Source organism: Xanthomonas sp. NCPPB 1132 (assembly GCF_056629235.1).
In genome coordinates this window covers 250737-271996 of the sequence record NZ_CM152819.1, presented here as the reverse complement: position 1 = coordinate 271996, position 21260 = coordinate 250737, and the positions used below count along the sequence as shown (strand labels likewise).

General features: G+C 70.8%; 16 protein-coding genes and 1 pseudogene. 7 read left to right on the top strand and 10 right to left on the bottom strand.

Annotation, left to right across the window (positions count from 1 at the left end):
* Window positions 1-216: 216 nt before the first annotated feature.
* Both AC1G9L_RS01165 and AC1G9L_RS01160 read left to right on the top strand, forming a co-directional pair.
* Complete coding sequence (locus AC1G9L_RS01165) at window positions 217-711, top strand: hypothetical protein (protein ID WP_019799204.1); 495 nt, start codon at window positions 217-219, stop codon at window positions 709-711.
* 12 nt (window positions 712-723) lie between these two features.
* Window positions 724-1311, top strand: a complete 588-nt coding sequence (locus AC1G9L_RS01160) for a hypothetical protein (RefSeq protein ID WP_481070049.1) — start codon at window positions 724-726, stop codon at window positions 1309-1311.
* A 36-nt stretch (window positions 1312-1347) separates the two neighbouring features.
* On the opposite strand, the gene uvrD is transcribed toward AC1G9L_RS01160, so the two are convergent.
* Window positions 1348-3549 carry a DNA helicase II gene (gene uvrD / locus AC1G9L_RS01155; protein WP_481070047.1) on the bottom strand — a complete coding sequence of 734 codons (2202 nt, stop codon included), beginning with the start codon at window positions 3547-3549 and terminating at the stop codon, window positions 1348-1350.
* Between the two features lie 70 nt (window positions 3550-3619).
* On the bottom strand, window positions 3620-4501 hold the full coding sequence (locus tag AC1G9L_RS01150; RefSeq protein ID WP_481070046.1) for a LysR family transcriptional regulator: 882 nt from the start codon (window positions 4499-4501) through the stop codon (window positions 3620-3622).
* A 115-nt stretch (window positions 4502-4616) separates the two neighbouring features.
* Here AC1G9L_RS01150 and AC1G9L_RS01145 point away from each other — a divergent pair, with 115 nt between their 5' ends.
* Complete coding sequence (locus AC1G9L_RS01145) at window positions 4617-6134, top strand: MFS transporter (RefSeq protein WP_481070044.1); 1518 nt, start codon at window positions 4617-4619, stop codon at window positions 6132-6134.
* 81 nt (window positions 6135-6215) lie between these two features.
* Here AC1G9L_RS01145 and AC1G9L_RS01140 read toward each other — a convergent pair whose 3' ends face one another.
* From AC1G9L_RS01140 to rpmB, 5 genes are all read right to left on the bottom strand, one after another.
* Window positions 6216-7187 carry an IS110 family RNA-guided transposase gene (locus tag AC1G9L_RS01140; protein WP_481070338.1) on the bottom strand — a complete coding sequence of 324 codons (972 nt, stop codon included), beginning with the start codon at window positions 7185-7187 and terminating at the stop codon, window positions 6216-6218.
* Between the two features lie 363 nt (window positions 7188-7550).
* Window positions 7551-8972, bottom strand: coding sequence for an FAD/NAD(P)-binding protein (locus tag AC1G9L_RS01135; RefSeq protein ID WP_481070043.1), 1422 nt, complete (start codon window positions 8970-8972; stop codon window positions 7551-7553).
* 112 nt (window positions 8973-9084) lie between these two features.
* Complete coding sequence (gene cls, locus AC1G9L_RS01130) at window positions 9085-10503, bottom strand: cardiolipin synthase (RefSeq protein WP_481070042.1); 1419 nt, start codon at window positions 10501-10503, stop codon at window positions 9085-9087.
* A gap of 158 nt (window positions 10504-10661) precedes the next feature.
* On the bottom strand, window positions 10662-10829 hold the full coding sequence (gene rpmG, locus AC1G9L_RS01125) for a 50S ribosomal protein L33 (RefSeq protein WP_169411268.1): 168 nt from the start codon (window positions 10827-10829) through the stop codon (window positions 10662-10664).
* 10 nt (window positions 10830-10839) lie between these two features.
* Window positions 10840-11076, bottom strand: a complete 237-nt coding sequence (rpmB, locus tag AC1G9L_RS01120; protein WP_010342733.1) for a 50S ribosomal protein L28 — start codon at window positions 11074-11076, stop codon at window positions 10840-10842.
* Window positions 11077-11376: 300 nt separating this feature from the next.
* On the opposite strand from rpmB, the gene AC1G9L_RS01115 reads away from it, so the two are divergent.
* The 4 genes and pseudogenes from AC1G9L_RS01115 to AC1G9L_RS01100 all read left to right on the top strand — a co-directional run bounded on the left by AC1G9L_RS01115 (window position 11377) and on the right by AC1G9L_RS01100 (window position 17439).
* Complete coding sequence (locus AC1G9L_RS01115; RefSeq protein ID WP_019800916.1) at window positions 11377-11715, top strand: hypothetical protein; 339 nt, start codon at window positions 11377-11379, stop codon at window positions 11713-11715.
* 56 nt (window positions 11716-11771) lie between these two features.
* Complete coding sequence (locus AC1G9L_RS01110) at window positions 11772-13025, top strand: TolC family protein (protein WP_481070041.1); 1254 nt, start codon at window positions 11772-11774, stop codon at window positions 13023-13025.
* On the top strand, window positions 13022-14218 hold the full coding sequence (locus AC1G9L_RS01105; RefSeq protein WP_481070040.1) for an efflux RND transporter periplasmic adaptor subunit: 1197 nt from the start codon (window positions 13022-13024) through the stop codon (window positions 14216-14218). The genes AC1G9L_RS01110 and AC1G9L_RS01105 overlap by 4 nt, the downstream gene beginning before the upstream one ends.
* A gap of 10 nt (window positions 14219-14228) precedes the next feature.
* Window positions 14229-17439: pseudogene (locus tag AC1G9L_RS01100) on the top strand (efflux RND transporter permease subunit).
* A 57-nt stretch (window positions 17440-17496) separates the two neighbouring features.
* On the opposite strand, the gene AC1G9L_RS01095 reads toward AC1G9L_RS01100, so the two are convergent.
* From AC1G9L_RS01095 to AC1G9L_RS01085, 3 genes are all read right to left on the bottom strand, one after another.
* Window positions 17497-19305, bottom strand: a complete 1809-nt coding sequence (locus AC1G9L_RS01095; protein WP_481070969.1) for a DUF885 domain-containing protein — start codon at window positions 19303-19305, stop codon at window positions 17497-17499.
* A gap of 175 nt (window positions 19306-19480) precedes the next feature.
* Window positions 19481-20404, bottom strand: coding sequence for an IS110 family transposase (locus tag AC1G9L_RS01090; RefSeq protein WP_481070038.1), 924 nt, complete (start codon window positions 20402-20404; stop codon window positions 19481-19483).
* Window positions 20405-20721: 317 nt separating this feature from the next.
* Window positions 20722-21201, bottom strand: a complete 480-nt coding sequence (locus tag AC1G9L_RS01085; RefSeq protein ID WP_481070037.1) for an REP-associated tyrosine transposase — start codon at window positions 21199-21201, stop codon at window positions 20722-20724.
* Window positions 21202-21260: the final 59 nt, after the last annotated feature.

Here is a 21260-nt window from a genome sequence, read left to right as displayed (position 1 = left end):
GCGAGGCCGTGTGCGCGACGGACCCAGCCTCCTGACCACCGGACTTGTTGCGGTACGCCCCCGGTGCTAGCGTCGCAGCGCACGCGTCCTGGAGCAGGACGGTCATGCCGCCGCACGGATGCGCTCTTCGGCACCCCGGTAAGGTCGACCGAGCGAACGCGCGCAGCGCACACCATTGGCTGTCCTCATCGCCGCACACCATTCCCGGGAGGTCGCATGAAACTGCTGTTCGCCGTCGCGCTCGCGACGCTGCTGTCGCCGTGTCTGTCCGCATCCGCCGCACCCGCTGCGCCCTCGCCCCTGCTCGGCAACTGGGCCGTGGACGTGGCGCGCCTGGATCGGGCACCCCAGGATCGGCCCAAGGCCGTCACCCTGCGCTTCAGCGAAGCGGGCAAGGGCAAGTTGGCGGTCAAGGTCGACATTGCCGAACAGGGCGGCGGCACCATGCATGCCGAAGGCGTCGCCGCGCTCGATGGCCGCGCCACCCCGGTGAAGAACAACTTCGAGGCCGATGTCTTCGCCCTGCAGATGCCCGCGCCCAACGTGCTGGTGATGATGCTGGCCAAGGACAGGAGCGTGGCCTCGACCCGCATCTACACCGTCGCCGCGGACGGCCGCTCGATGACCGAGACCGTGTCCGCATTCGCACCGGACGGCACGCCGACGATGCGCACCAACTACTTCACGCGCGTCGCGGCGTCGCAGCGCTGACGCATGCGCAGGGTGACGCGTCGCCTGCGCACATCAGAACGCGGGCTGCCAACGATCGCAGCCGCGGCCATCTGGACGAGCCTGCTCGGCGGCTGCGGTGCAGCGGGATCACCATCGCATCCCCCACGCAGCGAACCGCCGCGGGTCTGGATCGGCATGCCGTGTTCGGCAACGACACGGCAGCAGGATCGGCATCTGCTCGTATCGCCTGCCGACAACCCGAGAATCTGCGTGGATCGCGGTGCGGCGCGCCTGGACTACCGCCCGGATGCGCTGCGCGTCATCGTTTACCGCAATGAGGTCGCCGCAGTGCTGTTGCAGTGTGCATCGGCGCAGCAGGCGGCGACGTTCTTTCGCGAAAACCAGGGGAAGCGCGCAATCCTGGTCGTGGGCGACACTGCCATCAGTGAGCCTCACGTGTCATTGCCCACGATGGGGTGCGGGTGGCTATCCGCCAGCGACCTGCAGGACGCCATCACCCAATGCGAGCGCATCGCCAGCGCCTGGTCACGGCCGACGCAGCGCTGCTGGAACTTGTGCAATCAGGCCGAAAACGCAGGCAGCGACGGCATCTGCATCGCGCACAAGCGCACGCCCTGATCGCGAGGCGGCACGAAGTCCGCCCGCTGCCGCCACTCACAACACCGTCAGATTGGCGTACGCCATCACCAGCCACTTGGCGCCGGCCTCGTCGAACTGCACCTGCACGCGGGCGTGGGCGCCGCTGCCTTCGTAGTCGATGACCACGCCGCCGCCGAACTTGGGGTGCTGCACGTTGGCGCCGAGCTTGATCGCCGGGGCCTCGATCACGCTGTGCCCCAGGCTGCGCGGCGCGCCCAGCGAGGCGCTGCGCGAGACCTGCACCTTCGGCCGCACTTCGTGCAACAGTTCGCGCGGGATCTCGCGCAGGAAGCGCGAGGGCACGTTGTAGTTGTCCTGGCCGTGGATGCGCCGCGACTCAGCATAGCTCAGCACCAGCTTGTGGCGGGCGCGGGTGATGCCGACGTAGGCCAGGCGCCGCTCTTCCTCCAGGCGCCCGCTCTCTTCCAGCGAACGCGCACTGGGGAACAGGCCGTCTTCCATGCCGGCCAGGAACACGATCGGGAATTCCAGGCCCTTGGCCGAGTGCAGGGTCATCAGCTGCACGCCTTCTTCGCCGGCCTGGGCCTGGCCTTCGCCGGCCTCCAGCGAGGCGTAGGCCAGGAACGCGACCAGCTCGGTCATCGCCTGGCGGCCTTCGTCGGCGTCCTCGTCGCCGTCGGCGCGCACGAAGCGCGAAGCCACCGAGACCAGTTCGTCGAGGTTGTCGGTGCGCGATTCCGAATCCAGCCCGCCGCGGCTTTCCTTGCCCCAGTGCTCGCGCAGGGTGGAGCGCGCCAGCACCTGGTCGATCTGTTCGGGCAGCGGCAGCCCGGCCACGTCCAGGGCCAGTTGCTCGATCAGGCCGAGGAACTGGCCCAGCGCGTTACGCGCACGCGCGGCCAGGTCGCCGCCCTGCTGCGCGGCCTGTCGCGCCGCCGCCCACAGCGACAGCGACTGCGCGCGTGCCAAACGCCGCACTTCGTCCAGGGTGCGGTCGCCGATGCCGCGCGGCGGCGTGTTGACCGCACGCTCGAACGCCGCATCGTCGGCGCGGTTGGCGACCAGGCGCAGGTAGGCCAGGGTGTCCTTGATTTCGGCGCGCTCGAAGAAGCGCATGCCGCCGTAGACGCGGTACGGCACCTGTTCGGCGATCAGCGCCTCTTCGAACGCTCGCGACTGCGCGTTGCTCCGGTAGAGCACCGCCGCCTCGCTGTAGCTGCCGCCGTCGCGTACCCACTGGCGCACGCGCTCGACCACGTAGCGCGCTTCGTCCACCTCGTTGTAGGCGGCGTACAGGTCGATCGGCTCGCCATCGCCCGAATCGGTCCACAACTGCTTGCCGATGCGGTCGGGGTTGTGCGCGATCACCGCGTTGGCGGCGTTGAGGATGTTGGCGCTGGAGCGGTAGTTCTGCTCCAGGCGGATGGTCTGCGCGCTGGGGAAATCGGTGAGGAAGCGCTGCACGTTCTCGACCTTGGCGCCGCGCCAGCCGTAGATCGCCTGGTCGTCGTCGCCGACCACGAACACGTGGCCGCTGTCGCCGGCGAGCACGCGCACGAAGGCGTACTGGATGGCGTTGGTGTCCTGGAATTCGTCGACCAGGATCTCGCCGAAGCGGGCGCGGTAATGCGCCAGCAGCGCCGGGGTGTCGCGCAGCAGTTCGTGCGCGCGCAGCAGCAATTCGGCGAAGTCGACCAGGCCGGCGCGGTCGCAGCGCTCCTGGTACAGCGCGTAGGCGTTGCGCAGGGTGGTGACCCACTCGTCGCGTGGTTCCGGCTGGATGTGCTGGGCGCGGCGGCCCTCGTCCTTCTGCTGGTTGATCCACCACACGATCTGCTTGGGCGGGTACTTGCCCTCGTCCAGCTCCAGCTGCTGCACCACGCGCTTGACCAGCCGCAGCTGATCGTCCGAATCGAGCACCTGGAAGCTCTCCGGCAGCTTCGCGTCCTGCCAGTGCAGGCGCAGCAGGCGGTGCGCCAGGCCGTGGAAGGTGCCGATCCACATGCCGCGGCTGCCGTTGCGCAACTGCAGGTCGGCGCGGTGGCGCATCTCGCCCGCAGCCTTGTTGGTGAAGGTGACCGCCAGGATCCCGTGCACAGGCACCCCATGCACCTGGTGCAACCAGGCGATGCGATGGGTGAGCACGCGCGTCTTGCCGGAGCCGGCGCCGGCCAGGACCAGGTAGTGGCCGGGCGCTGCGGAAACGGCCTCGCGCTGGGCGGGGTTCAGATCGTCGAGCAAATGAGAGACATCCACCCGCGCATTTTAGCCGGTGCAGCGGCGCAGCGGCTGCGACAGCGCGCGTCGCCCGGCACACGACGTGGCGTCAATCGGTGCGGAACAGCCGTTCGGCCAGGAAATCCACGAACACGCGCAACTTCGGCGACAGTTGCCGGCTCGACGGCCACACCACGAAGAACGCGCCGCCATCGGCCATGTGCGCGGCCAACACCGGCTGCAGGCGGCCGTCGGCCAGCGCATCCTGCGCCAGGAACACCGGCATGCAGGCGATGCCCAGGCCGGCGATCGCCGCGGCACGCACCGCTTCCATGTTGTTGCAGGTGAGCACCGCCGGCGGCAGCGGCGCCGGTTCGGCCAGCGGCCAGTCCTGCGGCTTGCCGGTATCGGGCACGCGGAACAGCACGCCATCGTGCGCGGCCAGCTCCGCCGGGGTCTGCGGCACGCCGCGGCGGCGCAGGTAGTCCGGCGCGGCGCACAGGCAGAAACGGAACGGCCCCAGGCGCCGCGCCAGCAGCCGCGAGTCGGCCTGCACGCCGCTGCGGATCACCGCATCCAGACCGTGTTCGAGCAGGTCGACCACGCGGTCGTCGAACTCCAGGTCCAGCGCCACGTCCGGATAGCGCTGGCGAAACTCGGGCAACAGCGGCACCAGGAAGCGGTAGCCGATGGTCGGCAGGCCGACCCGCAGCCGCCCGCGCGGCGCACGCCGGGTCTGCACCAGCGCCTCCTCGGCCTCGCGCAGGTCGGCCAGCACGCGCTGGCAATGCTCCAGGAACAGCGCGCCCTCGGCGGTCAGCGCGATGCGCCGGGTGGTCCGCTGCAGCAGGCGCACGCCGAGCTCGCGCTCCAGCGCGGCCACGCTCTTGCCCACCGCCGAGGCCGAGATGCCGAGCACGCGGCCGGCGCCGACGAAACTGCGCTGTTCGGCGGCACGGACGAAGGCGACGATGCCGGTGAGGCGGTCCATGTAGCGATATTAGAGCGTTCCATTCCGCAAAGCGCGGAGGAGAGGGGCCTTTTTCGTGAATTGCCGCCCCGTTATCTCTAGTGGCATTCCGACATCCGCCGCAAGAGCCGCTCCGATGACCGCCGCTTCGCCTCCCGATTCCACTGTCCTGCCGCGCCGCGGCGCCGCCCTGGCCGCAGTGTGCCTGGCCGCCCTGGCACTGCCGCTGAACTTCTCCGGCGGTGCCGTCGCCACCCCGGCGATCGGCGCGGCCCTGGGCGGCAGCGCACTGGCCCTGGCCTGGATCACCAACGCCTTCATGCTCAGCTTCGGCAGCCTGCTGCTGGCAGCCGGTGCGCTGGCCGACCGGCAAGGGCGGCGCCGGGTGTTCCTCGTCGGCCTGGCGCTGTTCGCCAGCGCCAGCCTGGGGGTGGCGGTGGCCGGCTCCGTCGCGGCGATCGACCTGTGGCGGGCGCTGCAGGGCGTCGGTGCCGCCGCCGCGCTGGCCGCCGGCACCGCGGCGCTGGCGCAGCTGTACACCGGCGCGGCGCGCACGCGCGCGTTCAGCCTGCTCGGCACCACCTTCGGCACCGGCCTGGCGTTCGGCCCGCTGGCCGCCGGCGCGCTGAGCGAACGGCTGGGCTGGCGCGCGATCTTCTTCGGCGTGGCCGCGGTCGCCGCGCTGGCGTGGGCCCTGGCCGCGCGCTGGCTGCCGGCCTCGCGCGATCCGGCCGCCGGTCCGCCCGACCGTGCCGGCGCGCTGTGTTTCAGCGCGGCGCTGGCGCTGTTCACCGCCGGCCTGATCCAGGGGCCGCACAGCGGCTGGGGCAGCGCCGCGACGCTGGCCCTGCTCGGTGCCGCCGCGCTGCTGCTGTTCGCCTTCGTGGAGATCGAACGGCGCCGCCGGCATCCGCTGCTGGACCTGAGCCTGTTCCGCTACCCGCGCTTCGTCGGCGTGCAGTTGCTGCCGGTCGCCACCTGCTACAGCTACGTGGTGCTGCTGGTGCTGCTGCCGCTGCGCATGATCGGCGTGGATGGCGCGCCCGCCGCCAGCGCCGGTCTGACGCTGCTGGCGCTGTCGGCGCCGATGCTGCTGGTGCCGAGCCTGGCTGCCGCACTGGCGCAGCGCATCGCCCCGGCCTGGCTGTCCGCGGCAGGACTGGCGGTGGCCGCGGCCGGCCTGTGCTGGCTGGGCGCGCGGCCACCTGCGCAAGCGCTGCCGGCGCTGCTGCTGATCGGTGCCGGTACCGCCCTGCCCTGGGGTCTGATGGATGCGCTGTCGGTCAGCGTGGTGCCGACCGAACGCGCCGGCATGGCCGCCGGCCTGTTCGGCACGCTGCGCGTGGCCGGCGAAGGCATCGCCCTGGCCAGCGTGGCGGCTTTGCTCGCGGCCTTGGTGCAGGTGCGGCTGGCCGCCGTCGCACCGCTGCTGCCGCACGCCGCTCTGGCGGACACCGCGCAGCGGCTGGTCGCCGGCGATCTGTCGGCCTCCTTGCAGGAGGGCGCGCTGTCCGCGGCGCAACTGCGCTCGGCCTACGCCGCGGCCTTCGGCACGCTCACCCGGGTGCTGGCGGCGATCACCGCGCTGGCGGCGATCGCGATCTGCCTGCTGCTCGGGCGCACGCCGCAAGACGCAGTGGATGGGGGCCTGTGATCGCGATAGGAGACCCGCCTGCAGCCGGCCGTGGCTAGAAACGACGCAAAGGCCCTGCCCCTGTAGATACCGTCTTACCCCCTAGCAGGCAAGGCCCCTTTTCGGATCGAACGCCGTACCGGATTTGAGAACCCCGTAGGCTAGGTGCAGGAGCTTGCGCATGGCGGCGCACACGATCTGCTTGCCGGCTTTGCCGCGTTCGCTCAGTCGCTGTTTCAGCGTCCGGATGATCGGGTTGTGGGTCATGGCCACCAGGGCCGGCATGAACAGGCCCGCGCGCAGGCGGGGCGAGCCGGTGCGCGAGATGCAGACGTGGCCTTTGCGCTCGCCCGACTCCTGCAGGCACGGATTCAGGCCCGCGAAGGCGGTCACCGCCGAGGCATCGGCGAAGCGCCTCACATCGCCAAGCTCGGCCAGCATCAAGGCCGCGCTGGTGTCGGCAATCCCCTGGATGCTCACCAGCAGTTCGCGCTGCCCACGCAAGGTCGGATCCTGGTCGATATGGTCATCGATGGCCTGCTCGATCTGGGCGATGTGGTGTTGCAGATCGGCCAGATGGACCTGGATCGAGTCCTTCACCTGGGCCGGAGCGACGTCCAGCCGGTTGCGCTCCATCTGCAGCATCTGTTGCAGATCCTGGCGCCGGCGCACCAGCGCTTTGAGCTGCTTGAGCGCCGGCGGATCAGGGTGCCAACGGCGTAACTGCTCGCGGTGACGCAAGGCATAACTGGCGATCAGCTTGGCATCGCTGCGATCGGTCTTGACCCGGCTGAGCTGGCTGCGCGCGTACGCGGCCGTCTGCGCCGGGTTGAGCACGCACACCCGATAGCCGCGTGCGTGGAGGAACTCGGCCAGCGCCTGGTGGTAGGTGCCGGTGGCCTCCATGGCGATCCAGCTATCGGGCTGCGCATGCGTCTGCAGCCATGCCTGCAGGGCCTGGAAGCCCTTGGCATCGTTGGACAACTTGGCCTTGGTACGGTGCTTGCCATTGGTCAGATCGATGGCCACATCGAAACTGCGTTTGGCGACGTCGATGCCGATGACGGGAGACATACGCGATTCCTCCATCGTGTCAGGGTCATGATCGGCGCTGGGCCCGGTCCTGCCTTGTCGATGCGAGTTCACGCCCAGGGGCGGACTCTGGATACCGTTCGGACACACAAGGGCCAGCATGTGGAGGGCGGAGCCGATCTACGATGCAAGCTCGAAGCTTTAGGAGCGACTGGACCTCCCACACCTCCTCCGATGATCAGTCGGAAGACATGACGCCTGTTTAGGGGCGACATGTCCAGATACAAGGAGCGGCTTCAGCCGCGATGGGCCTTACCGAAATCCCGGGTCGCGGCTGAAGCCGCTCCTACAAAGGAGGTCACGGCTGCGCCGCGCGCAATTGCGGCCGGGCATACGCGGCGGTGCTCAGTGCGCAGTGGCGGACAACTCCAGCGCCAGCAGCGCCTGCGCGGTCTGCTGCGCCTGCACCCGCAACTCGGGGATCGCCAGGCTTTCCCACAGGCTGCCGATGCGCAGGCTGCCGAGCACGCGGATACGCGGCGCGGCGTGGCCATCGGCGTCGAGCAGCGCACCATCGGCGGCGCTGCCCACGCCGATGCCGTGCGGCCCCGGCTGTGCATGGCCGCAGCCCAGCAACTGGTGCAGCAGCGGATTGCGCATGGTCTGCGCGCGCAGTTCGACGCCGGTTGCGTTGATCACGCAGTGCGCGTCGAGTTGCAGCGGCACGCCGTCGGCGCCCATGCCGTTGACCTGTACGCAGGCGCCGACCGGGAACACCGTGTCCAGCCGTGCGCGGTGCAGGCGCAACTGGCCGACCCGGCGCATCGCCTGCAGTTGCGCGAACACCGGCGCGGCGATGCGATGCCGGTGCACGTCCCAGTAGCGCACCACGTGGCGCAGGAAGCGGCGCTGCTCGGTGATCGACAACGATTGCCACAGCGCCTGGCTCAGCGGGCGTATCCGGTCCATCACGCTCTGCCAGGGCCGGCCCTGCGCCTGTGCCGCGGCCGCATGGCGACGCAGTGCGCGCACGCGCTGGCGCAACGGCATCGCCAGCAATGCCTGCGCATCGAAGTCGGCCGGCGCGCCATGCGCGGCGTGCGGCAACGGCAGCAAGGCGTGCCGTGAGACCACGTGCACCGGGCCGCGGTGCGCATTGGCCAGCAGGGTCAGCACGCTGTCGGCCATGCTCAGGCCGGAGCCGACGATGCACACCGTGGCCTCGCGCGGAATCGCCTGCAACTGCGCGTAGTCCCAGGCCTCGATCCGCGACGGCGCGTCGAGACTGGGAGCACCGCGCGCCGGTAGCGGACGCAGGCTGTTGCCCAGCGCCAGCACGGTGGCGCCAGCGTGCAGTTGACCACCGTCGTGCAATTGCAGAATCTGACCGCCGGTCGGCTGCGGATGCAGCGCCAGCACCCGCGCCTGGCGCCATTGCAGGCGCGCAGGTCCCTCGGCCTGCGCCTGCAGCAGGCGCGCGCGCAGGTAGGCGGCGTAATGCCGGCGCTGCACGTAGGCCTCGGCCAGCGCCGCGCGCGCCAGCTGCGGATACAGCGCCTGCCGCTGCAGCCAGTCGAGGAAGTCGTCGGGCGCGTCGGCGAAGGCGCTCATGCGCCCGGCCGTCACGTTCAACAGGTGTTCGGCGCAGGGCGTCGCATAGGCCACGCCCTGCGCAAGCGCCGGCTGCGATTCGATCAGTTGCACGCGCAGCGCGGTGCTGGCCTGGCGCAGCACGTGCAAGGCGACCAGCACGCCGGCCGCGCCGCCGCCGACGATGGCGATGTCGCAGTCGTCGTCGACCGGGTCGCTGGGCACACACTCATTCATGCGGCGATTGTAAGGGAAGCCCCCCACCAGGCCGGCCCATGGCTGAGAACCGTCGCGCATGTGCCGGCACCGATCGCGCATGAGCGCGTCATGCGCCTGTCATCGGCGTGCGTCACATCAGCGCATCGGCCAGGCGCGCGATGCCTTCGCGGCTGCGCCGCCAGGCCGGCCGCTTGCGCCAGTCCTGCAACGTCAGCACCCGCGCGTCGGCCAGGTAGTCGGCCTCCACGGCGCGCAGTCGCTGCACCACCGCGGCGCTGTAGCACAGCATGCCGACCTCGGCGTTCAACGCGAACGAGCGGATGTCCAGGTTGATCGAGCCGACCAGGGCAATGCCCTCGTCCACGCTCAGGTGCTTGGCGTGCAGGAAGCACGGCCGGTACAGCGCGATCTTGACCCCGCTGCGCAGCAGCTCGTCGTAATAGGCTTCCTGCGCCCACGCGGTGAGCCGCTGGTTGTTGCTCTCGGACAGGATCAACTGCACGTCCACCCCGGACAGCGCGGCGATGCGCAGCGCGCTGAGCGTGGCCTCGTCCGGTACGAAGTACGGCGTGACCATGACGATGCGCCGCCGCGCCAGATGGATCAGCGCGTTGACCGTGTCGCGCGCGTTCTCGAACGGGTACGCCGGCCCGCTGGGCAACAACTGCGCGGCGACGCCGCCGCCGTGGATGGAGGCGGGCGCGACCACGCTCAGGCGCAGCCCGGTCTCGATGAACCAGTCGCTGGCGAACACCGCTTCCAGGTGCGCCACCACCGGCCCCTGCACGCGCGCCACCAGTTCGCGGTTGGGATGGCCGGGCACGAACTGCGGCTCGGCCAGGTTCTGCGAACCGATGTAGCCGACGCGGTTGTCGATCACCGCGATCTTGCGGTGGTTGCGCAGGTCCATGCGGCCGCTGCGGCGCCAGCGCAGCCCGCCCGGCAGCAGCGCCTGCACCTCGACCCCGGCCGCATGCAGGCGCCTGCGGTAGCGGCGCAGGCCGCGGCGGCCGCCGCGCGCATCCAGCAACAACCGGCACTGCACGCCGCGCGCGGCGGCGCGCAGCAGCGCCGCGCTCACCGCATCGCCGACCGCGTCGTCGAACATCAGGTAGTACAGCAGGTGCACGCGCTCGACCGCCGCGTCGATGTCGTCGATCAGCGCCTGCAGCGAGGGCGCGTAGCGATCGAGCAGCTCGACGCTGTTGCCATGGGTCGGCATGAAGTCGCCCTGGCGCTCGACCAGCGGCACCACTTCGGCGACCACGGTGTCGGCCGGCGGCGCCCAGCGCAGCGCGGTCAGCGGCACCTGCTGCTCACGGATCACCTGCGAGGCCAGCGCCTGGCGGCGGATGCGCTCGCGCGACAGCCAGGGGTGGCCGAGCAGCAGGTACAGCGGCAGCCCCAGCAACGGCACGAAGCCCACCAGCAGCAGCCAGCTGCGCGCCGCGCCCGGCGTGGTGCGGGTGGGGATCCACAACAGCGCCACCAGCCGGATCAGCCAGTCCAGCGCCAGCAGCCACGTGCCTTCCAACCAGACCGGCAGCATCGCGATCCTCGCAACCCAGGTCGCCCGATTCTGCGGACTGCGCCGGCAAACGCAACCATGGCCGCAGCGGTGGCGGGTTTTCCATCCCCCAGACGCACGAAACCCGCCTTGCGGCGGGTTCCGTGTCCAGCGTGAACAGCGATCCGAGGATCAGCCGATCACTTGATCTTGCCTTCCTTGTACAGGACGTGCTTGCGCACGACCGGATCGTACTTGAGGAATTCCATCTTCCCCGGGGTGTTCTTCTTGTTCTTGTCCGTGGTGTAGAAGTGGCCGGTACCGGCCGAGGAAATCATACGGACCTTATCGCGCTTGCCTGCCATGATGCTCTACTCCTCAGACCTTTTCGCCGCGCGCACGCAGCTCAGCCAGAACGGTGTCGATGCCGTTCTTGTCGATGGTGCGCAGCGCGTGCGCGGAAACCTTCAGCTTGACCCAGCGGTTCTCGCTGGCGACCCAGAAACGGCGCTCGTGCAGGTTGGGCAGGAAACGACGGCGGGTCTTGTTGTTGGCGTGGGAGACGTTGTTACCCGTCTGCACACGCTTGCCGGACACTTGGCATACGCGGGACATTGCGCACCTCGATAGTAGTTTGGTCGCCCATAGCCTGGGAGACGGCGGCCCCGGCAGCCCTGCGGCCACCACGCGACGTGGGAAATCAAACGGTTACGCTGGGAGAGGCCGGCCGGAGATCGCGCATCCGGCCGCCGGCCCCGACCTCGTCGGGCACAGCGAGCCTCGCATTATGCAGGCGATCAAGGGCTTGTGCAAGTTGTCCACAGGACCAGGCGCCGCGCGCAAGTCCGGGCGTATGGACCAGGCAGGCGTTGCTATTGTATCCGGCGCAAGCCGCTTGCTAGCCTCGCCCGGACCATGCGCCGCTTCTTCCGTCCACTGCGTACCTCCCTGCTGATGCTGCTGCTGGCGGCGTTCGTGGTCGTGCCGGTGGCCGATGCGCTGGCCTGCGCGCTGGAGCCGGAATCGGCCGACGCGGTGCACGCGCCCGCCGCGGCGCGTGCCGATGGCGAGGACAGCGACGGCAAGCATGCCGGCGCCTGCAGCCACAACCATTGCCACCACTCGAATCTGAGCCTGCCGGCGAGCGCCCTCGCCGTGTTCGGCGCGCCGCGACCGGCGCGCTGGATGCAGGCTGTCGACGCTTCCCCTGCGGGCGTCGTCCAGGACGGATTGAAGCACCCGCCCAGAGCGTGAGTTGAGCGTGTCCCGCGATCGCGGGGTTCCGTTTTCCTCACTTCTGGAATTTGCTCATGTCGACTCCGACACGTCGGCCGCCGCGCGCGGCCGGGCGGGTCGTCGCCGTGCTGCTGGGCCTGGTCCCGGCCGCGCTGGCGATGGCGCAGACCGCCCCTTCCTACGACACCTTGCTGCAACGCCTCGACCAACTGCCCGGCAGCCGCGTCGGCGCGGCGCTGACCGAGGCCGCCGATGCGCGCGCCGAACAGGCCCGGGCGCTGCCCAACCCATCGCTGTCCTGGTCCACCGAAAACGCCTGGGGCAGCGGCACCTATGCGGGCACCGGCCGCGCCGAAACCTCGCTGACCCTGGCGCAACCACTGGAACTGTGGGGCCAACGCGGCGCGCGCATCCGCGCGGCACGCGCCGACGCCGACGCGGCCGCCATGCGCGGCACGCAGCATCGCAGCGAGGCCGCCAGCGAGATGGCCTCGGCCTACGCGCTGGCCGAAAGCGCGCTGCGCCGTCATGCGCTGGCCGAGGAAGCGCTGGGCCTGATCCGCGACGACGCGGCCGCCGTCGAGGCGATGGTCGCGCAGGGCCGCGAGCCGCAACTGCGCGCAGTGCAGGCGCGCAGCGAAGTGGCCGAGGCCACCGCGGCACTCGACGAGGCGCAGGCGTTCCGGGACGCGGCGCTGGCACGCCTGGCCGCGATCGCCCTGCTGGACACACCGGTGCAGTCCCTCGACGGTGGCCTGCTCGACCGCGCGCCGCCGTCGCCGCGCGCGACCGAGGCGGCAGCGCTGCCGGTGCGCATCGCCGCCGCGGAAGCCGAGGCCGCCGACCGCCAGGTCGAGGTGGAGCGCAAGCGCGCCCTGCCCGAGTTGAGCCTGACCGCCGCGCAGACGCGTTTGCGCGAAGACCGCGCCCACGCCTACACGCTCGGCCTCAGCCTCAGCGTGCCGCTGTTCGATCGCAACCGCGGCGGCATCCGTGCCGCCAGCGCCGAACGGCGCGCAGCCGAGGCGCGGCTGGAGCAGCAACGCCGCGCCAGCGCCGCCGACCGCCTGTCCGCGCTCGCCACGCTGAAGGCCGCCGACAGCCGCACGCGCGCGGCCGACGCGAGCGTGGCCGCTGCGCAGGAGGCCTACCGCCTGGCCCGCATCGGCTTCGATGCCGGACGCATCGCACAACTGGAGCTGCGCAGCACCCGCGCGGCGCTCATCGCCGCGCGCGGCACCGCGGTGGACGCGCGCCTGGCACGGGTCGCGGCGGAAATCGCATTGGCCCGCCTGGAAGGGCGCGCGCCGTTCATGGAGGCACAATGAACCTGTCCCGTTCGATCTCCCTTGCCGGCAGCGTGCTGCTGGCGCTGCTGCTGGCCGCCTGCGCCGGCGACAGGCAGGCCGCCCCGGCGGCCGATGCCGCGCACGACCATCGCGACGAGGGCAAGGACGCAGCCCACGCACCGGCGGCCAAGACCGATGCCACTGCCCACGCGGATGCCGAAACCGGCGACGTGGTGCGGCTGACCCCGCAACAGATCGCCGCCTCCGGCCTGGACGTGGTCGCGGTCGGCCGCGGCGGCGGCGCCTCGGTGCGGCTGGCCGGCCGGGTCGAACCGGCAGTGGGCGCACGCGCCTCGGTGGCTTCCACCGTGACCGGGCGGGTCGAGCGCGTGCTGGTCGCGCCGGGTGCCGCGGTGCAGGCGCAGCAGCCGCTGGCCATCGTGGTCAGCGGCGAGGCCGCGGTGTTCCGCGCCAATGCCCTGGCGGCCGCAGCCGAGGCCAAGGCCGCCGGGCTGGCACATGCCCGCGACCGCGCCCTGGTCGAACAGGGCGTGGTCGCCCGCCAGGAGCTGGAAACCTCGCATGCGCGAGCGCGGGCGGCGCAGGCCCAGGCCGCCGCCGCGCAGGCCCAGGCCGCCGCCAACGGCGCGCCCGATGCCAGCGGCCGCGTGCGCATCGTCAGCCCGGTGGCCGGCATCGTCGGCAACGTGCAGGTCACGCCCGGCAGCGTGGTCGCCGCCGGCAGCGTGGTCGCCGAGGTCGCCGATCCGGCGATGAACGCGCTGGTATTCAGCGCACCGCCGGCGCTGGCGGCGCAGGTCGCGCCCGGCATGCCGCTGGAGGTGCGCGGTGCGGGCGGCAGCTTCGCCGCCAAGGTCACGGCGGCGGCGGCCGACCTGCGCCAGCCGGGCGGCGCCGCGGTGATCCGCGCGATGCCGGTCGATACCCCCCTGCCGCCGGCCGGTTCGCCGGTTTCGGCCGTGGTCGTCACCGACGGCCAGGACGGCGCGCTCAGCGTCCCCGCCGATGCGGTGCAGACCGTCGAGGGCCGCAACGCGGTGTTCGTGGCGGTCGCTGGCGGCTTCAAGGCGCAGCCGGTGCTGGTCGGGCGGCGCGCCGGCGACCGCATCGAGATCATGGGCGGACTGCGCGGCGACGAACGCATCGTCGGCGCCAACGCCTTCCTGCTCAAGGCCGAACTGGCCAAGGGCGACGCCGAACACGGCCACTGAGGAGGCGACCATGTTCAACCTCATGATCGACACCGCCGTGCGCTACCGCTGGCTGGTGGGTGGCCCTGGCCGCGCTGCTCGCCGCCGTGGGCCTGTTCCAGTTGGGCAGGCTGCCGATCGACGCGGTGCCGGACATCACCAACCGCCAGGTACAACTCAACACGGTGGCGCCGGCCCTGACCCCGGAGCAGATCGAACGGCAGTTGACCTACCCGCTGGAAACCGCGCTGGCCGGCATCCCCGGCCTGACCGCCACCCGCTCGCTGTCGCGCAACGGCTTTTCGCAGGTCACCGCGATCTTCACCGATGCGACCGACCTCTACTTCGCGCGCCAGCAGGTGGCCGAACGCATGCGCGAGGCGGCCGAGGCGTTGCCAGACGGCGTGACGCCGCGGCTGTCGCCAGTGACCACCGGCCTGGGCGAGGTGCTGATGTGGACGGTGGACTTCACCGCGTTCGACCCGGCGCGGGTGGCGCGACCGGGCGCGGCGGGCTGGCAGGCCGGGGAGGTCTACCGCACGCCGGACGGCGAGCTGCTGCGCACGCCGCAGGAGCGCGCCACCTATCTGCGCACCGTGCAGGACTGGATCATCGCGCCGCAGATGCGTTCCAGCCCCGGCCTGGCCGGCGTCGACACGGTCGGCGGCTACGTCAAGGAATACGGGGTGCATCCGGACACGGCGCGGCTGGCTGCGCACGGCCTGGGCCTGGCCGACCTGGTCGCCGCCCTGCAGCGCGCCAACGTGCAGGCCGGCGCCGGCTTCGTGCAGCGCGCCGGCGAAGGCCTGGTGGTGCGTGCCGATGGCCTGGCGCTGAGCGCCGACGATCTCGCGCAGGCGCCGGTGGCGATCCGCAACGGCATCGTGGTGCGCGTGGCCGACGTGGCCGATGTCGCCTCCGGTCGCGCCCCGCGCCTGGGCGCGGCCAGCCGCAACGGCCACGAGGCGGTGCTGGGGACCGCGCTGATGATCGCCGGCGGCAACAGCCGCACCGTCGCGCAGGCCGCGGCCGCGCGGCTGGCGCAGGTGAACACGTCGCTGCCGCCGGACATCGTCGCGGCACCGGTGCTGGACCGCAGCGTGCTGGTCAACGCGACCATCAAGACGGTGGCCAGGAACCTCACCGAGGGCGCGCTGCTGGTGGTGGTGATCCTGTTCCTGCTGCTGGGCAACCTGCGCGCGGCCGCCATCACCGCGCTGGTGATTCCGCTGTCGTTCCTGTTCGCGGTGATCGGCATGCACCGCTTCGGCATCAGCGGCAACCTGATGAGCCTGGGTGCGCTGGACTTCGGCATCCTGGTGGACGGGGCGGTGATCGTGGTCGAATCGACCCTGCTCATGCTCGGCCAGCGCCGCGCCGCGCTGGGCCGCGGGTTGAGCGCCGCCGAGCGCCTGGGCGTGGCCGCCGAGGCGGCGCGCAAGATGGCGCGGCCCGCCGCCTTCGGCCAGTTGATCATCCTGCTGGTGTTCGCGCCGATCCTCACCCTGCAAGGCGTGGAGGGCAAGACGTTCCAACCGATGGCCGCCACCTTCATGCTGGCCCTGGTCGGCGCGTTCCTGTTTTCCTTCACCTTCGTGCCGGCGATGGCGGCGCTGCTGGTGCGCGAGCCGCCGCTGCCGGACGACGCGGGGCATGCGGCCGGGGGGGCGCACGAAACGCGGCTGCTCCGCGCGCTGCGCACGCGCATCGCGCCGGCGATCCGCACCGCCGTCGCGCATCCGCGCACGGTCGCCGGCGGTGCGGTGGCGATGCTGCTGGCGGGCGTCGGCGCGTTCGCGCTGCTGGGCCGCGAGTTCATGCCGACGCTGGACGAAGGCAATGTGGCGATGCAGGCGCTGCGCGTGCCGTCCACCTCGCTGGAACAGTCGCTGGCGATGCAGCTGGCGCTGGAAAAGGCCATCGCCACGCAGCCGGAAGTGGCAACGGTGTTCTCGCGGACCGGCACCGCCGAGGCGGCGATCGACCCGATGCCGACCAACATCTCCGACAGCGTCATCGTGCTCAAGCCGCGCAAGGACTGGCCCGATCCGGCGCTGGACAAGGAGCGGCTGGTGGCCCGCCTGGAGGCGCTGGCGGGGCAGCAGCTCGGCAACAGCTTCGAGTTCAGCCAACCGATCGAATTGCGCTTCAACGAGCTGATCTCCGGCGTGCGCACCGACCTGGCGGTGATGATCTTCGGCGACGACTTCGGCCAGTTGCAGAAGGTGGCCGAGCAGATCGCATCGAAGCTGCGCGCAGTGGAAGGCGCGGCCGACGTGCGGGTGGAGCAGATCTCCGGCCTGCCCACGCTGGATGTGACCATCGACCACACGGCGGCGGCGCAGGTCGGACTGAGCGCGGCGGACGTGAGCGACGCGCTGGCCACCGGCATCGGCGGCCGCGCCGCCGGCAAGATCTTCGAGGGCGACCGCCGCTTCGACGTGGTGGTGCGGATGGACGATGCCGCGCGCAACGATCCGGACCAGCTGGCCGCGCTGCCGATCGCCACGCCGACCGGACAGGTGATTGCGCTGGCGTCGGTGGCGCGCATCGCCGTCAGCGAAGGGCCGAACCAGATCAGCCGCGACAACGGCAGCCGCCGCGTGGTGGTGCAGGCCAACGTGCGCGGCCGCGACCTGGGCGGTTTCGTCGGTGCGGCGCAGGCTGCGGTGGCCGACGTGCCGTTGCCGCCGGGCGCCTACCTGACCTGGGGCGGTCAGTTCGAGAACCTGCAGCGTGCCGAGCGGCGGCTGGCGGCCGTGGTGCCGGTGGTGTTCCTGCTGATCGGCGGCCTGCTGTTCATGGCCCTGCGCAGCGTCAAGGAAGCGGTGCTGGTGTTCAGTTGCGTGCCGCTGGCGCTGGTCGGCGGCCTGCTCGCCCTGCTGCTGCGCGGCATGCCGTTCTCGGTGTCGGCCGCGGTGGGCTTCATCGCCGTCTCCGGCGTGGTCACCTTGAACGGCCTGGTGCTGATGCAGGCGATCCGCGAGCGCCTGGAGGCCGGCGATCTGCCGCTGCAGGCGGCGATCGACGGCGCGGGCAGCCGCCTGCGCGCGGTGCTGACCACCGCGCTGGTGGCGATCGTCGGCTTCATTCCGATGGCCATCGCCAGCGGTTCCGGTGCGGAGGTGCAGAAACCGCTGGCGACGGTGGTGATCGGCGGATTGATCACCGCCACCGCCCTGACCCTGCTGGTGCTGCCGACCTTCGCCGCACGCGTGGCCGGGCCACGCCACGCCGGCTGATCCGGCGCAGGCCGGCGCCCTTCCCGCAGGAAGTGGCGCCGGCCTGTGCGGCGGCGGTCAGGCCTTCTTCTTGCGCGCGGCGATGTAGGCGCGGATCTGCTGCTGCAGCACCGGCAGCGGCACCGAGCCCTGCTGCAGCACCGCGTCGTGGAAGGACTTGATGTCGAAGTCCGGGCCGAGTTCGCGCTCGGCCTCGGCGCGCAGATCGAGGATGGTCAGTTCGCCGAGCTTGTAGCTCAGCGCCTGGCCCGGCCAGGAGATGTAGCGGTCGACCTCGGTGGTGACCTCGTGCTCGCTGAGCGCGGTGCGCTCGCGCAGGTAGGCCTGCGCCTGCGCGCGGGTCCAGCCCTTGTGGTGCACGCCGGTGTCGATCACCAGGCGGCAGGCGCGCCACATTTCGTAGCTGAGCCGGCCGAAGTCCTCGTAGGGCGTGGCGTAGATGCCCATCTCCTTGCCCAGCTTCTCGGTGTACAGCGCCCAGCCCTCGCCGTAGGCGGAGATGTAGTTCTCGCGGCGGAACGCCGGCTGCGCGCCCTGTTCCTCGGCCAGCGCGCCCTGCAGCGAATGGCCCGGCGAGGACTCGTGCAGGGTCAGCGCCGGCAGGTTGTACAGCGGCCGCGACGGCAGGTCGTAGGTGTTGAGCCAGTAGGTGCCGACGCCGCCGCGGCCGGCAGTCCAGAACGGGGCGATGTCCGCCGGCACCGGCACGATGGTGAAGCGCCCGCGCGGCAGCGTGCCGATGAACTTGCCGACCTCCCCGTCCACGCGCTTGGCGATCCACGCGGCGCGATCGAGCAGTTCCTGCGGGGTCTTCACGTAGAACTGCGGATCGGTGCGCAGCAACTGCAGGAACGCCGGGAAGGTCTTCTGCCCGGCCGGCGCGTGGAAGCCGACCTGCTGGATGATCGCGTCCATCTCCTTCTGGATCCGCGCCACCTCGCGCAGGCCGAGCTGGTGGATCTGCTCGGGGTCCATGTCCAGCGTGGTGTACTCGCGGATCTGCTGCCGGTAGTAGGCCTTGCCGTCGGGCAGGGCTTCGGCCGCCAGCGTGGTGCGCGCCTGCGGCATGTACTCCTGGCGATAGAAGGTCAGTAGCTGCGCGTAGGCCGGGATCACCTTGTCGCGCAGCGCCGCCTGCGCCTGCGCACGCAGTTGCGCCTGCTCGGCGGCGGGAATCTGCGCCGGCATCTGCTTGAACGGCGTGTACAGCACCGCGGCGGTCGGATCCTTCAGTTCGGCCACGTTGGCGATGGCGCCATCGCGACCGTCGAGCACCGCGCGCGGCACGCTGAAACCACGCTTGAGCCCGGCGCGCATGTTGTCGGTCTGCTGGGCGAAGTAGCGCGGCACGTCCTCCAGCCGCGCGATGTAGGCGCGGTACTCGTCGGGCGTGCGCAGCGTGCGCCGGGCCATGAACGCCAGGTCCGACCAGAACGCGCTGTCGGAGTTGAACGGCATTTCATAGGCGCGCAGGCGCACCGAGGCGGCCAGGTTCTCCACCTGCGGCCGGTAGATCGCCAGGTTGACCTGGTTCTCCGGCGAGAGCTGGGCGGCATCGAGCGTGTCCAGCTGCCGCAGCACGTCGTCCCATACCTTCAGGCGCGCGGCCTGCGCGGCCGCGCCGACGTCGGGCAGATGGGTGTTGTCGCCGCTGCTGTCGCTGTCCTCGTCGGCCTGGCCGAGCTGCGCCTGGCGCCAGGCCCACTCCTTCTCGTAGATGGCCTGGAAGCGCGCATCGGCAGCGCTGGCATTGGCCGTGGCCGGTGTTGCACTGGACGCTGCCGACGCCGGCGGTGTGGCCAGTGCGGGCGTGGCCACGGCGAACGCGATCAGCAGGGAAATGGCCAGCGGGGTCTTGGCGAGCATCGGCATGGGCGGCACACGGCGGGAACGGATCGTCGATGATCGCACCACAACCCTGCCTGGCGGGTGGGCCGGAAGTCCTGTGTGGGGCGATGGCATGCGAAGACGGTATTAGGGCATCTGCTAACGCGCTTTGCCGGAACCAGCGGGCATGCCGTCATTTCGTAGGAGTCAACTGTCATGCACCTGCGATGGCAGGAGGAGCGTACGGGGCCTGATCGCGCGCGATGGCATTGAGCCAGCGCAGGAACTTGTGCATGCAGGCGACGATGGCGACCTTGGCCGGCTTGCCCGCTGCGCGCAGACGCGCGTAGGTGTTGGCCAAGGGGGATTTGGCGCGGATACTGGCCCAGGTGGCCATGTACAGCACGCGCCGCACGTCGGCACGTCCGCCTTTGATGCGGCGCTGGCCTTTCCAGCAACCGCTGTCGTGATTGAACGGGGCCAGCCCGACCAGGGCAGCGAGCTTGCGTGGCGGCAGTGTGCCCAGTTCTGGCAGCCGCGCGGCCAGAACCGCGCGCAGGATCGTGCCGAGCCCAGGCACCTTGGGTAGGCTTGAGCAGGTCTTGCCCTGCTGCTCGATCTCCTGCGTCAACGTCTGGATCTGCTGGTTCAGCAGGGCGATCACCTCTCGGCAGCGGTGTTGCACCTTGGCGCTGGTGATGTGCTCCAGGCGCCGCCGATGGGCATCACGCTGGCTCACCAGGGTGGCACGCAGGTCCAGCAGTTCGCGAAGAGACTGCTGGTGCCCGGGCACCACGGGCGTGGGCATGGTCGGGATGTGCTGGGCGGCGATGGCCAGCAGGCGCGCGTCCAGGGCATCGGTCTTGGCATGCAGGCCCAAGGCCTGGGCGAGCTTGCGCGGACGATCGGCGGCCATCCGCACCACAGGCAGGTCGGCCTGCCGCAACACCTGCAGCACGGCATGTTCGTAGCCGCCACTGGCTTCCAGCACGATCCGCTCGCAGCCCAGCTCGGCCAGGCGCTGGGCCAGCGCACGCTGCCCCTGTGGCGTATTGGGCTGGGTCCAGGCCTGCTCGTCCGGCAGGACATGAATGACCAGCTCGGCCTTGGATACATCGATCCCGACATGGCGCCGCATAGACGTTCTCCGCAGTAGACTCATGGACGAGAGCGCTCCTGCCGATGCCCATGCTTGTGGAGTTCGAGCTCGTCACTCGGGCAACTGTTCGGGCTTGTCAGGCAGGAGAACCGGAGTGCGGCGGCGCTGACTCCTACTCGTGCTTGCTGGCACTGCGGCTAAACGGCCTGCCGCACTCCGCTCTCACCTGCAACGATAGACCCTTATTTGACACAAGCGGCTTCAGCCGCGACGGGCGTTACCGGGAATGCCCGTCGCGGCTGGAGCCGCTCCTACAGTGGGCCTTCCGTAGAACCTCCCCAGTCACGACTGCCACTTCACGGTCGAGAAGTCAGCCACACCGCATCCCAATACGGATAGTCGCCCAGCCGCGGCACCAAGCCGGCACGCAGTGGGTTGGCCACGATGTAACGGGCGACATGCAAGACGTCGTCGTCGCGCCGCAGCGCATGATCGTGAAAACCGCGCGACCAGACGCAGCCTCCACGCCCGCGCGCACGATTCACAGCGCGGGCGCATCGCCCCTTCGCCCGCTGCATGGCATCGGCCAATGTGATGGTGGCCTGCAGTTCGATCAGGCCGTGCCAGTGATCGGGCATCAGCACCCAGCACAGCAGGCGAGCATTGGGCCATGTGCTTCGTTCTGCCAGACACGCGGCGGCCGCACGGGCGCATCGCCAATCTGCGAACAACGGCGCCCGCTCGAACGTCACGGCGGTCAGCAGGTAGAGCCGACCCATGTCGCTGTGGCGTCCGGCGCGCAACGCGCGATGGCCTCTGGCTGGTTGGATGTGCATGGCACCAGCATCCACCTCGCCCTCGCGCGGCAACAGCGGCGCCTGGCGATGGCGCCTGT

Excerpts from the sequence above, each read along its gene's own strand:
- AC1G9L_RS01165 (WP_019799204.1), top strand. The coding sequence starts at position 217 with ATGAAACTGCTGTTCGCCGTCGCGCTCGCGACGCTGCTGTCGCCGTGT.
- AC1G9L_RS01150 (WP_481070046.1), bottom strand. The coding sequence starts at position 4,501 with ATGGACCGCCTCACCGGCATCGTCGCCTTCGTCCGTGCCGCCGAACAG.
- AC1G9L_RS01145 (WP_481070044.1), top strand. The coding sequence starts at position 4,617 with ATGACCGCCGCTTCGCCTCCCGATTCCACTGTCCTGCCGCGCCGCGGC.
- AC1G9L_RS01140 (WP_481070338.1), bottom strand. The coding sequence starts at position 7,187 with ATGTCTCCCGTCATCGGCATCGACGTCGCCAAACGCAGTTTCGATGTG.
- AC1G9L_RS01135 (WP_481070043.1), bottom strand. The coding sequence starts at position 8,972 with ATGAATGAGTGTGTGCCCAGCGACCCGGTCGACGACGACTGCGACATC.
- cls (WP_481070042.1), bottom strand. The coding sequence starts at position 10,503 with ATGCTGCCGGTCTGGTTGGAAGGCACGTGGCTGCTGGCGCTGGACTGG.
- rpmB (WP_010342733.1), bottom strand. The coding sequence starts at position 11,076 with ATGTCCCGCGTATGCCAAGTGTCCGGCAAGCGTGTGCAGACGGGTAAC.
- AC1G9L_RS01115 (WP_019800916.1), top strand. The coding sequence starts at position 11,377 with ATGCGCCGCTTCTTCCGTCCACTGCGTACCTCCCTGCTGATGCTGCTG.
- AC1G9L_RS01110 (WP_481070041.1), top strand. The coding sequence starts at position 11,772 with ATGTCGACTCCGACACGTCGGCCGCCGCGCGCGGCCGGGCGGGTCGTC.
- AC1G9L_RS01105 (WP_481070040.1), top strand. The coding sequence starts at position 13,022 with ATGAACCTGTCCCGTTCGATCTCCCTTGCCGGCAGCGTGCTGCTGGCG.
- AC1G9L_RS01095 (WP_481070969.1), bottom strand. The coding sequence starts at position 19,305 with ATGCTCGCCAAGACCCCGCTGGCCATTTCCCTGCTGATCGCGTTCGCC.
- AC1G9L_RS01090 (WP_481070038.1), bottom strand. The coding sequence starts at position 20,404 with ATGCGGCGCCATGTCGGGATCGATGTATCCAAGGCCGAGCTGGTCATT.
- AC1G9L_RS01085 (WP_481070037.1), bottom strand. The coding sequence starts at position 21,201 with ATGCACATCCAACCAGCCAGAGGCCATCGCGCGTTGCGCGCCGGACGC.